This is a genomic window from Actinocorallia sp. A-T 12471, assembly GCF_033875155.1.
Classification (GTDB): Bacteria; Actinomycetota; Actinomycetes; order Streptosporangiales; family Streptosporangiaceae; genus Actinocorallia.
In genome coordinates, this window is the sequence record NZ_JAWZTE010000002.1 from 357050 (window position 1) to 368616 (window position 11567).

The 11567-nt window shown below is 71.8% G+C and carries 11 protein-coding genes; all 11 read right to left on the minus strand.

Translation table 11 applies throughout. The features are described 5' to 3' along the window. Positions 1–7: 7 nt before the first annotated feature. The 11 genes from R9X44_RS06655 to R9X44_RS06705 all read right to left on the minus strand — a co-directional run bounded on the left by R9X44_RS06655 (position 8) and on the right by R9X44_RS06705 (position 11526). A complete protein-coding gene (locus R9X44_RS06655; RefSeq protein WP_319813093.1) occupies positions 8–580 on the minus strand; it encodes an XRE family transcriptional regulator in 573 nt (190 codons plus the stop codon). Positions 581–697: 117 nt separating this feature from the next. Then, positions 698–1048, minus strand: coding sequence for a VOC family protein (locus tag R9X44_RS06660; RefSeq protein WP_319813094.1), 351 nt, complete (start codon positions 1046–1048; stop codon positions 698–700). Continuing rightward, positions 1045–2028: an LLM class flavin-dependent oxidoreductase gene (locus R9X44_RS06665; RefSeq protein WP_319813095.1), complete on the minus strand. Its 984-nt coding sequence runs from the start codon at positions 2026–2028 to the stop codon at positions 1045–1047. Before R9X44_RS06665 ends, R9X44_RS06660 begins: the two co-directional genes overlap by 4 nt. Positions 2029–2031: 3 nt before the next feature. Beyond that, on the minus strand, positions 2032–3012 hold the full coding sequence (locus R9X44_RS06670) for an enoyl-CoA hydratase/isomerase family protein (RefSeq protein WP_319813096.1): 981 nt from the start codon (positions 3010–3012) through the stop codon (positions 2032–2034). 80 nt (positions 3013–3092) lie between these two features. Continuing rightward, positions 3093–4073, minus strand: a complete 981-nt coding sequence (locus R9X44_RS06675) for an LLM class flavin-dependent oxidoreductase (RefSeq protein WP_319813097.1) — start codon at positions 4071–4073, stop codon at positions 3093–3095. Beyond that, positions 4070–5602 (minus strand): class I adenylate-forming enzyme family protein, encoded by a 1533-nt coding sequence (locus tag R9X44_RS06680; RefSeq protein WP_319813098.1) that lies wholly within the window; start codon positions 5600–5602, stop codon positions 4070–4072. Before R9X44_RS06680 ends, R9X44_RS06675 begins: the two co-directional genes overlap by 4 nt. A 27-nt stretch (positions 5603–5629) precedes the next feature. Then, positions 5630–6610: an LLM class flavin-dependent oxidoreductase gene (locus R9X44_RS06685; protein ID WP_319813099.1), complete on the minus strand. Its 981-nt coding sequence runs from the start codon at positions 6608–6610 to the stop codon at positions 5630–5632. Continuing rightward, positions 6610–7680, minus strand: a complete 1071-nt coding sequence (locus R9X44_RS06690; protein WP_319813100.1) for an LLM class flavin-dependent oxidoreductase — start codon at positions 7678–7680, stop codon at positions 6610–6612. Before R9X44_RS06690 ends, R9X44_RS06685 begins: the two co-directional genes overlap by 1 nt. Positions 7681–7762: 82 nt before the next feature. Beyond that, the gene (locus R9X44_RS06695; protein WP_319813101.1) at positions 7763–8782 is read right to left on the minus strand and encodes an acyl-CoA dehydrogenase family protein; all 1020 of its coding nucleotides are present in this window, start codon (positions 8780–8782) and stop codon (positions 7763–7765) included. Between the two features lie 25 nt (positions 8783–8807). Further along, positions 8808–9959, minus strand: a complete 1152-nt coding sequence (locus R9X44_RS06700; protein ID WP_319813102.1) for an acyl-CoA dehydrogenase family protein — start codon at positions 9957–9959, stop codon at positions 8808–8810. Between the two features lie 16 nt (positions 9960–9975). After that, on the minus strand, positions 9976–11526 hold the full coding sequence (locus tag R9X44_RS06705; protein WP_319813103.1) for an AMP-binding protein: 1551 nt from the start codon (positions 11524–11526) through the stop codon (positions 9976–9978). Positions 11527–11567: the final 41 nt, after the last annotated feature.

An 11567-nucleotide genomic window follows, 5' to 3' on the forward strand; every position in this document is an offset into this window, starting at 1 on the left:
GGGGCTATCAGAGCTCGTCGAAGGTGAGGATCGTGAGGACGCGGGCGGGGTCGGCCGCCGTGACGTAGACGTGGTCGAGCTCGGCCGGAAAGCGGATCGCGTCGCCCGGGTGCAACGCCACCGACCAGTCCGCGGACTCGACGGTGACGCTGCCGGACACCACATAGGCGTACTCGACGGTGTCGGGCCCATGGGCGTTCTTCACACTGCGCGTCCCGGCCGGGACATACCCCTCGGAGATCTCAAAACGCCGCCGCTCCCACGACCCGAACAGCGTCCGCACCGCCTGCTCGGCGTCCCGCGCACGATCGGCCCGCAGCACCTCCGGCCCGCCCATCCGGGGCCGCGCCAGCTCCACGAAACTCTCCCCGAGCGCCACGGCGACCCGCGACAGCACGTCGATCGTCGGATTCGCCACCCCGCGCTCGATCTGCGACAGCAGCGCCTTGCTGACCCCGGTCTCCTCCGACAGCTCACGCAGGCTCAGCCCCCGCGCGAGCCGTATCCGGCGCACATTGGCCGCCACGACGTCACGTACCGGCATCCCGCCCGACTCGCCCTGCTCCGCGACCTCGCCCACCCCACCACCCTTTCCTCAGCCCCCATCATGCCCTGCCGGGCGATCCCGACAAAAAAGTCGGGACCGCCGCCAGAGGCGGAAGGCCCGCCTTGCGGCCGTCCGCCTCCAGAGCTGGGTTCAGGAGGAGGGGCTGTAGAGGACCAGGGGGTTGCCGTCGGGGTCGTGCAGCAGCGCCCGCTGTTCGTGCGCGCCCTCGGTGACCTCGCTTACGGCTGCTCCGGAGGCTCGCAGGGCGGCGGCAGTGACGGTGACGTCGGCAACCTTGAGGCCGAGGGTGGTGACGCCGGGGGCGGGCTGTTCGGCGGGGGCCGCGAGGGCGAGGGTCGCGCCGCCGAGGTCCAGGGCGGCGTAGCGGTCGCCGTCCTGGAACTTGACCTTGAGGCCGAGGGTCTCGCGGTAGAAGGCAAGGGCGACCGCGAGGTCGGACACGGGGAGGAGGATGTGGCCAAGGCGCAGGTCGGAGGTCATCGGGCGGGCTCCTTGAAGTGCGGCATGACCTCCTTGGCGAACCGCTCGACGATGCCGTGCGACACCTCGGGCGGGCAGCCGAGCCACTGGACGCGGAAGACGAAGTGGTCGAATCCGGCGGCGGCGAAGTCATGGATCTTCGCGGTGATCTCCTCGGGTGTGCCGAAGAAGAGCGCCTTGTCGCAGATGTCCTGCCACATGGTCTCGAAGTAGTCCATGCCGTACTCGACGTACGAACCGTAGGACCGGCGCGCGTACTCGCCGGCCAGGGCGAACGCCTCCGCACGCGAGTCGGCGAGGCATAGGTCGCGCTGGATCGGCCGGGTGAGGGCGGCCCAGCCGGGGCCGCTCTCCTCCCGGTGCGTCTCGAGGTTCCCCACGGCCCAGTTGCGCTTCACGTTCGAGGGCGCGAGCCAGGAGTACCCGTGCCGGGCGGCCCTGCGGATGCCCAGGGGCCCGTTCGCGCCCACCCACACCTCGGGACGCGGCCGTCCGTAAGGCAGGACGCTGCACCGGACCCCGTCGAGCTTGAAGTGCGCGCCCTCGTGGTTGACCTCCTCGCCGGTCCACAGCTTCTCCATCACCTCGAGCGCCTCGAACATCCGTGACGAGCGCCGTTTCAGGTCGAGGCCGAACGAGGCGTACTCGTCCTCCCGGTAGCCCGCGCCGACGCCGAGGACGAACCTGCCGCCGGACATCTGGTCGAGCGTCGCGATCTCCTCGGCCCAGTGCACGGGGTGGCCGAGCGGCAGGATCAGGATGCCCGTGCCGACCTGCATGTCCCCGCTGTGCTCGAGGACCCTGCTGAGCACCGGGAGCGGCTGCGGGGTGGCGAGGTTCGACAGGTAGTGGTGGACGCCGAAGACCGAGTCGTATCCGGCGTCCCGCACGTGCTGCACGAGCTCGACGAGTTCGCCGAGCCGCGCCCTGACGTCGTCGCCCTTGGCGTACTGGTGGTCGAGGAGGATGCCGAAGCGCAAGGCTCAGCCCTTCTCGCCGTCGCGGGAGCGCCGCTCGCTGAGCCGGAAGTAGGGCGCGACCATGTTGTCGCGGTCGGCGAGCGCCTGGGCGATGCCCTTCTCGCGGCGCTGCTTGAGGAAGTTCCAGTCGCCGTCCTCGAAGCTGACGTTGGTGGCCCAGCCGTGCCCGACCCAGCCGGTCATCGCGCCGAGCCCCTTGCCGCGCGCCTCCATGACGACCTGCATCATGGCCTTGCCCATCATGAGCGAGTCGAGCGGGGTGACGGCGATGGCCTCGGCGTAGTCGTCCACCCACTTCTCCAGCTCGTCGTGCGGCACGACCTTGGTGACGAGTCCGGCCCGCTCGCCCTCCTCCGCGCCGAGGGGCCGCATGGTGAGCATGAGGTCCTTCATCTTGGTGAGGCCGAGCTTCTCGATCCAGTGGTACATGTCCTGCGGGGCCGGTCCGAGGTAGCGGAAGGCCGGGTGGGTGAAGCGCGCGTCCGGCGTGGCGATGACGATGTCGCAGGACAGCGCGATCTGGAAGTGGCCGCCGTAGCAGTAGCCCTGCACCTGGCAGATCGTGGCCTTCAGCGACTCCACGATGGGCCTGGTGAAGCCGGTGGTGAGGACGTTGCGGTCGGGCAGGATGCGCTGGCGCTGGGCGGGACGGCGGCGGGACGCCTTGTCGGTGCCGTTGCGGTAGCCGATGTAGTGGCCGAGTTCCGCGGCGTCGGCCCCGGTGCCGAAGTGGGGGCCCTCGCCCTTGAAGACGATGACCTTGACGCGGTCGTCGGTCTCGGCCTCCCGCACCAGGTCGCCGACGCGTTCGAAGGCGGCGACGGGGATGGCGTTGAGCGTCTCCGGCCGGTCGAAGGTGATCGTGGCGACCGAGCGCTCGGCGTCCACCTCATACCGGACGTACTTCTCGAGCAGCGCGGGGTCGACCGTCATGTTGTCGACGTCCCACTGCTGGGAGAGCAGCTCGGCTTCGGTCTTCTTCATGTCTCAGCCCTTCTTCATACCGTCCGGTCGGAATGTACGTAACGTCGTGGTCGGCTGTCAAGGGACAGCGCGGCCCGCCCTCAGGCGAAGGCGGGCATGACCTCGCGCGCGAACAGCTCAAGGGAGCGGCGCGCCTGCTCGATCGGCATCCCCAGCCACATCGGCCGGAAGATGACGTGGTCGAAGCCGAGCGCCTGGTATCCCCTGATCCGCTCGATCAGCAGGTCGGGTGAGCCGAGCAGCAGGGTGTGCCGGACGAGCTCGTCGAACCTGTCGCGCTGCCAGCGCAGCGCGGGGTACTCGGCGTAGGAGTAGTACTCGCGGCGCGCGTAAGGCAGCGCCTCTTCTATGGCCTGCTCGGTGGTCGGCGCGCAGTACAGCTCGACCCCGATCGGCCGGTCGACGGGCGTGCGCCCGTACTCCGCCAGCGCCTCGTCGTAGACGGCAAGGTGATCGGGCAGATAGCGCGGATTGGGCGAGTTGCCGGGCGCGTACCAGGCGTCGCCCAGCCGCGCGGCCCGCCTGACCGACTTCTTCCCGCCCGCCCCGATGTAGATGGGCGGCCCGCCCGGCTGCACGGGCGGCACCCCGCAGCGATCGGCCCGCACCTGGTAGAACTCGCCCTCGAAGTCGACGGGTTCGCCCGACCACAGCGCCCGGATCAGCCTGACGCCCTCGTCAAGCCGCCGGAAGCGGCTCGCCATGTCCACGCCGAGCGCCGCGAACTCGTGCTCGCGGTACCCGGCCGCGACGCCGAGCACCACACGGCCGCCCGACAGCTGGTCGAGCGTCGCGAACTCCTCGGCCACATGGACGGGGTTGAACAGCGGAAGCAGCAGGATTCCGCTGCCGATCCGCATCTCCCCGCTGCACTCGATGAGCCTGGCCATCATCGAGATCGGCTGCGGCGTGGCGAGGTTGGACAGAAAGTGGTTGATCGTCCAGACCGAGTGGTAGCCGAGGTCGGCGGCGTGCTCGACGAGGCCGGTCAGCTCCCGCAGCCGCGCGCCGAGGTCGTCGTCGAACGGGTACTGGTGCGGGGCCATGATCCCGAACTTCACCTGACCGCCTCCTCCGTCGTCTGGCGGCTCACCTTGCCGGTGGCGCTGCGCGGGATCTCCGCGACGAACACGACGTCACGCGGGGCCTTGAAGTGCGCGAGCCGCTCCCTGGCGAGCGCGACGAGCGCGGCGGCGAGCGCGGCGTCGTCCACCGACGGGTCGGGGACGCGCACGACCTCGGCGCGCGGGATCTCGCCGAGCCGCTCGTCAGGCGCGCCGACGACGCGCAGGTCGGCGACCAGCGGATGCGCCCGCAGCTCCTCCTCGATCTCCTCGGGCCAGACCTGGAAGCCGCCGCACTTGATCATGTCGCGCTTGCGGCCGACGAGGAACAGCACCCCGTCCTGGTCGACGTACCCGATGTCGCCGGAGTGCACCCAGCCGTCCCGCACCAGCTCGGACGTGGCCGCGGCGTCGTCCACGTAGCCCTTGGCCATCGAGCTGCGCACGACGACCTCGCCGGGCTCCCCGACGGGCAGCGCGCGGCCGTCGTCGGCGCGGATCTCCAGGGTGACGCCGGGGTACACGCGCCCGGCCGAGCCGGGCTTCCACAGGCCGGCGCGCATGTCGGACGACGTCCAGCCCGCGACGTGCCCGGTCTCGGTGGAGCCGTAGTTCATGACGATCGGCACGCCGTAGCGCTCCTCGAACCTGCGCCGCAGGTGCGGGCCGAGCGCCTGCCCGGCGATGAGCACCGAGCGGACCGACGACAGGTCGAGCGCGCGGTCGGCGTGGACGAGGTCGAACAGCATCGTCGGCAGCAGGAACAGGTTGTCGAAGCGGTGCCTCTCCAGCAGCGCGCGCAGGGTCTCGACCCGGAACCTGTCCCACAGCACGACCGAGCGGCCGACCCGGAAGGCGAACAGCAGCGAGTGCTGGCCGCCGCTGTGGAAGAGGGGGAGCGCGATCAGGTTGGGCGCGGCCCCCTCGGCGATCGGGTAGGGCCCCTCGCGGCCGGTGGAGACGCGGGCGAGGCGCGCCAGGGAGTCCTGGACGCCGCCGTGCGTGACGCTGACGGCCTTGGGGCTGCCGGTCGTGCCCCCGGTGAACAGGATGCACGCCTCGTCCTCGGCGGTGACGTCAACGGCCGTGACGTTTCTCGGCGCGCCCGCGCCGAGCGGGCGCAGGCCGGGCAGGTCGACCCCGTCCACGACGACCGTCGCGACGCCGGTCCGCGCGACGGCGTCGGCGAGGGCGGCCGGGTCGTGGTCGTCGGCGACGAGCAGCCTGGGCTTGGTCTTGCCGACCGACTCGGCGAGTTCCGCGCCGTTGTACAGGCCGCTGATCGTCACCGGCACCGCGCCGAGCTTCCACGCGGCGTACAGCAGCCGGACGATGTCGGGCCCGTTGCGGGTGTAGACCGCGACGCGGTCGCCGCGTCCGACGCCGAGGGCCGCCAGGGCATGGGCGACCGCCCCGACCTGGCCTTCCAGTGCGGCGAACGTCAGGGCGACGCCGTCCTCGTGGTGGAGCGCCACCCGGTCGCCGGCCTGGGCGGCCCGCAGTTCGAGGTCGCGAGCGAGGTTCACTACAGACTCCTTCATGATGCGTCGCGGTCAGGAGGCGACGTGCGGGAGGACTTCCTCGCCGAAAAGCCGGATCTGCTCCATCGCCTGCTCGTGCGGCATCCCCATGAACTGGAGCCTGAGCGACAGGTCGGTGATCCCGTGGACGCGCTCCAGCCGCCGAATCCTTGCGACGACCTGGGCGGGGTCGCCCACCAGGCAGTCCTCGGCGATGTAACGGTCCACGTCTATGCCCTGGGCGGTGTCCCACGACTTGTAGCCCGCGTACTGGCGTTCCAGATGGGGCCGGATAAGGGCGACGGCCTCGGCACGGGTGGGCGCGACGCACGCCTCGCGGCTCATCGGGTAGGCGCGCTCAAGGGAGTGCCCGTGTTCGCGAAGTTCGGCGCGGTACAGGGCGAGGCGCTCGGCGATGGCGGCGTCGTCGCCCTCGGGGCCCATGAGCCACGGCGCGTCGAGCCGTGCCGCGCGGCGGATCGCGGGTTCGGCGAACGCGCCGATCCACAGCGGCGGCCCGCCCGGCTGCACCGGGCGTAGCGCGAGGCGCGCGTCGGCGACCTTGCCCCAGCTGCCTTCTGCGGTCACCTTCTCCCCCGCCCACAGCGCGCGCAGGATCGGCACGTACTCGCGCAGCCTGCGAATCCGGTCGCCCCACTCGACCCCGAACGCCTCGCACTCGCGCCTGCGGTATCCCGCGCCGAGTCCGACGGTGATGCGGCCGCCGCTCAGCACGTCGAGGGTGGCGAGTTCTTCGGCGAGGGCGAGCGGGTTGTACAGCGGCGCGAGCAGGACGCCGAAGCCGATCCGCACCCGCTCGGTGGCGTGCGCGAGGTAGCCCGCGAGCTGGAGCGGCTGGAGGAACGCCGAGTGGGCGAGGTAATGGTGGCCCAGGAAGACGGCGTCGAAGCCGAGCCGGTCGGCGAGTACTGCCTGTTCGGTGATCGCGGCGAGCCCGTCGGACGGGTCGGCGGCCGGCTCGAACTGGGCGCTGAGGAAGACTCCGACGCGCATCAGCGTGCGGCCCCCGCGGGCACGGCGGTCTCGCGGAACTGCGGGATCACCTCGGCGGCGAACGTCTCCATGGAGCGCAGGGCCTCCTCGCGGCGCAGCGACGGGATGCGCATCCAGGATATGTAGTGGTTGATGCCCAGCTGGTCGCGCAGCTCGGCGACGGTCTGGGCGACCCGCTCGGGCTCGCCGAAGTTGCCCCCGTGCGTCAGGGTCTGCTCAAGGGTGAGCAGCCTGATGTTCTCGGCGACCTTCTCGTAGTAGGCGCGCTCGGCGTCGAGCGCCTCCTCCGAGCCGGGGATGACCTTGCCGACCGACCTGTAGTACTCGAGCGCGGCGGCGGCCGCGTCGCGCATGCCCTGCTCGCCCCGGCCCGTCCAGACCTGCTGCATGAAGGGGAGGTCGTGCGCGGAGGGGTCGTGCCCGTTGGCGAGGCTCTCCTCGCGGTAGGCGTCGAAGTTGCGCTTCATCAGGGTCAGCGGGGTGAAGTTCGGCGAGGTGATGATCGGCTCGCCGACCGCGCCGCGCTGCCGGAAGTTCTCCGGCGAGACCGTGCCCTGGAGGATGCGCGGGCCGCCCGGCGTGAACGGCCTGGGGTAGGTCGTGACGTTCTCGTACTGGAAGATCTTGCCCTGGTAAGAGAAGTTCTCGGTGGTGAGGGCAAGGCGCAGCACGTCAAGGGTCTCCTCGTAGCGCGCGCGCGACTGGTCGAGGGGGATGCCGAATCCGGCGAACTCCTTGGGCTGGTAGCCGCGGCCGACCCCGATGACGACGCGGCCGCCGCTCATGACGTCGAGCGCGGCGACGTCCTCGGCGAGGCGGAGCGGGTCGTGGAACGGCAGCACGAGCACGGCGGTGCCGATGGTGATCCGCTTGGTGCGCTCGGCGACGGCCATGCCGAACTGGAGCGGGCTGCCGAGGATGCCGTACTTGGAGAAGTGGTGTTCGGCGAGCCACACCGAGTCGAAGCCGAGCTCGTCGGCGAGCTGGATCTCCTCGAGCGTTTCGCGCAGGACCTGCTGGTCGGACGCGCCGTCGCTCACCGGGAACAGGTTCATGATCCCGAACTTCATCTGCACTCCCTAATTAATTCCGACCGGACGGTATGTTAGTGACACGCCGGGACGACGGCAAGGCCGTCCCGGCGCGGGGGCGTCAGCCGCCCAGGCGCAGCCGGCCCAGCGCGCGGCGGTGCCAGGAGGGCGCGCCGAACCACGGCTCGGTCGCCAGGGCCCGGCGCAGGTAGAGCTGCGGGTCGGCCTCGAAGGTGATGCCCATGCCGCCGTGGACCTGGATCGCCCGCTCGGCCGCGAAGACCGCGGCCTCCCCCGCGCGCGCCTTCGCCGCGTGGACGTGGGCGGCGGCGTCGGCCTCGCCCTCCTGGACGGCCCATGCCGCGTAAAGGGTGAGGTCCCAGGCCGCCTTGAGCCCGACAAAAGCCTCGACGAGCTGGAACGCGACGCCCTGGAACGCGCCGATCGGCTGGCCGAACTGCTCGCGCTCGCGCGCGTAGGCGGCGCCGAGTTCGATCGCGCCGCGCGCGACCCCGCACAGGTCGGCGGCGACCAGCACCGCGCCGCGCAGCAGGCCGTCGCCGGTGGGGCCGACCGCGAGGGGCGCGACGTCCAAGGAGACCGATCCGTACGGGCGGCTCGGATCGAGCGACTCACGCAGCCGGACCCCTTCGGCGGGCACGAGGGCCGTGCGGCCGGGGAGGGTGACGACGAGGGCGTCGGCGTCCTCGGGGAAGGCGATGAGGGTCTTGTCGCCGCGCACCCTGCCGTCCACGAGTTCGGTGGCGGGGTCGGCGAACCCGTCGCGGGCGGGCTCGTCCACGGCAGGGGACCACCGGACGGCCCCGGCGACGGCGTCGGCTACATCGAGCCCCGCCGCGGCGGCGAGCTGGACCGCCACAGCCTGGGCGACGTACCGGGTGGGCACGAGCCGACGGCCCAGCGCCTCGACGGCGACGGCGAGGTCGACAAGGCCCGACCCCACTCCCCCGGCCGCCTCCGGCACCCCCACAAGGCCGTAGTCCTCAAGCAGCCGCTTCTCGAACGGCGGCTCACTCCGTCCGCCCTCGTGCCGGGCGCGGGCGAGGTCGGGCCCCCGCTCCCCGAGCGCCAGCATGACGCGTTCGAGGTCGAGCTGTTCCTGGGTGAAGATCGCGGGCATCTGTGCTCCTGGTCTGCGGCGCGGCTCAGCGCGACCGGGGAAGGCCGAGCACGCGCTCGGCGAGGATTGACTTCTGGACCTCGTCGGTGCCGCCCTCGATGGTGTGCGCGCGGGCCCGCAGGTAGTGGTGCAGCCTGACGGCCGCGCCCGTGTCGTCCACCAGGACGCCCTCCGCGCCCTGGAGCCGCACGGCGAGCCGGTTGGTGGCCTGCACGACCCCCGCCCACAGCAGCTTCGTCACCGAGGTCTCCGGGCCCGGCTCGGCCCCTGCCTGCATCTCCGACATCATCCGCAGCGACCCGATCCTGACGGCCTCGGCGTCGGCGTCGAGCGCGCCGACCGCCTCGCACACCCCCGGATCGTCGGCAAGGCCCCGCGCGACGGCGACGGCCGCGAGCCGGTCGACCGCCTGACGCGCCCACACCCAGAGGTTCAGCGCCATGCTCGCCCGCTCGTAGGCCAGCGTGGTCAGCGCGACCTTCCAGCCCGCGCCCACGGGCCCGAGCACGTCGGCGTCGGCGACGAACACGTCATCGAGGTACATCTGGTTGAACTCGGTGTCGCCGTTCAGCATGACCAGCGGCCGCACCTTGATCGCGGTCATGTCGGCGAGGAAGTAGGTGATGCCGGCGTGCTTGGGCGCGGCGGGGTCGGTGCGGGCGAGCAACATGCAGCGCGTCGCGTTGTGCGCGTTGGACGTCCACACCTTCTCGCCGCTGACGAGCCAGCCGCCGTCCACCTTGCGGGCCGACGTGCGCAGGCTCGCCAGGTCGGAGCCGGAACCTGGCTCGCTGAAGCCCTGGCACCAGTAGTCGCGGCTGTCCAGGATCGCGGGCAGGTACTTCGCCTTCTGCTCCGGCGTGCCGTGCGTGAGGATCGTCGGCCCGGCGAGCATCGCGCCGACGCCGTTCAGCGCGTAGGGCGCGCCGCGCCGCTCGGCCTCCTCGTTGAAGATCGCCTGGGACAGGGCGGGCAGGCCGCGCCCGCCGAACTCCCGCGGCCAGGACAGGCCGGTCCAGCCGCCGTCGGAAAGGCGCTGCTGCCAGACGCGCGACCAGTGCTCGCGCTCCTCCTGGCCGAGGCCGTCCTGCGGGGGCACGTCGGCCAACGCCTCGTCCAGCCAGCCGCCGGCCTTGGCACGGAACGCCGCGTTCGCTGCGCTGTCTCGGAAATCCACGGTCTCAACTCCTGCTTCACGCGGACGCGCCGTCGGCGGCGACCGCCACGGCGTCCTCCGACAGACGGGCCTTGTAGAGCTTGCCGTTGGGGTCGCGCGGCAGCCCGGGGATGAGGTGCAGCCTGGCGGGGCACTTGACCCGCGCGAGCTTGCGCGCGCAGTGCGCGGCGATCGACGCGGCGAGGTCCGCGCCCTCCAGCGGGCCTGGGCGCGGCTCGACGAACGCGACCGGCACCTCGCCGAGGTCGGCGTCCTCGGCGGCGACCACGCCCGCGTCGGCGACCTGCGGGTGGGTGAGGAGGGCGGCCTCGATCTCGGCGGGGTAGACGTTGACGCCGCCGACGATGATGAGGTCGCTGGAGCGTCCGGTGAGGAACAGGTAGCCGTCCTCGTCCACATAGCCGAGGTCGCCCACCGTGAGCAGGCCGTCCCTGCGGGCGCGCCGGGTCTTGCCGGGGTCGTTGTGGTACTCCATGACGTCGGTCCCCTGCCGCATGTACACCGTGCCCTCGACGCCCGGGCGAACCTCGTTGCCGTCGTCGTCAAGGATCTTCAGGGTGGAGATCGACGCGGGCCGTCCGACGGTGCCGGGCTTGGCCAGCCACTCGTGCGGCCTCGCGACGGTCGTGCCGACCTCGGTGGAGCCGTAGTACTCGTACAGGACCGGGCCCCACCAGGCGAACATCCGCTCCTTGACCTGGCGCGGGCAGGGCGCGGCCCCGTGCAGGACCGCGCGCAGCGAGCCGACGTCGGCGGCCGCCCGGGTCTCCTCGGGCAGCTGAAGAAGCCTGTGGAACTGCGTCGGCACCATGTGCGTGCCGGTGACGCCGTGCCGCGCGACGGTCTCCAGGAACATCTCGGCGGTCCACCCGTCCATCAGGACGAGACGGCCGCCCAGGTGCAGGGTTCCGGCGGCGGGCGTGAGGTTCGCCGAGTGGTACAGCGGCGCGGCGACGAGCCAGACGCGGCACGCGTCGGCCATCCCGTACTCGTCGAACAGCCACTTGTAGGCGCGCGCCCCGGCGTCGGCGTCGGCGTCCGGCAGGGGCCGCTTGACGCCCTTGGGCCGCCCCGTCGTCCCCGACGTGTACAGCATCAGCGACCCGGCGGGCCGTTCGGCGGGCAGCTCGGCCGACATCCCCTCGGTCAGGTCCTCGAAAGGCCGCGCCTTCGGGTGGGTCCCGTCCACGAAGAGCGGCGCCCTCCCGCCCACGGCCTCCGCGACCTGGTCCGCCGCGCGCTCCGAGCAGACGACGGCCGCCGCGCCGCAGTCGCCGACGATGTAGCCGATCTCCTCGGCGGTGAGGTGGTAGTTGACGTTCACCAGGTGGACGCCGCTCTGCATGGCCGCGAGGTAGAGCGTCAGCATCCGGATCGAGTTGGCCATCACGCAGGCGACGGTGTCGCCGCGGCGCACTCCGGCGACCTCGCGCAGCCCGTGGCTCACCCGGTTCACCTCGGCGTACAGCTCGCCGTAGGTGAGGGCGTCGCCCTTGGCGTCCACGATCGCGGGGCGGCCCGGTTCGGCCTCGGCCCACCAGCGGAACCCGATGCGCTCCTCGCTCACCAGCTCCTCCTCAACTTAATGCCGACCGTTCGGTATCTTTT

Bases quoted from the DNA above. Each gene is read 5' to 3' on its own strand.
- R9X44_RS06660 (WP_319813094.1), bottom strand. From the start codon at position 1,048: ATGACCTCCGACCTGCGCCTTGGCCACATCCTCCTCCCCGTGTCCGAC.
- R9X44_RS06670 (WP_319813096.1), bottom strand. From the start codon at position 3,012: ATGAAGAAGACCGAAGCCGAGCTGCTCTCCCAGCAGTGGGACGTCGAC.
- R9X44_RS06685 (WP_319813099.1), bottom strand. From the start codon at position 6,610: ATGCGCGTCGGAGTCTTCCTCAGCGCCCAGTTCGAGCCGGCCGCCGAC.
- R9X44_RS06690 (WP_319813100.1), bottom strand. From the start codon at position 7,680: ATGAAGTTCGGGATCATGAACCTGTTCCCGGTGAGCGACGGCGCGTCC.
- R9X44_RS06695 (WP_319813101.1), bottom strand. From the start codon at position 8,782: ATGCCCGCGATCTTCACCCAGGAACAGCTCGACCTCGAACGCGTCATG.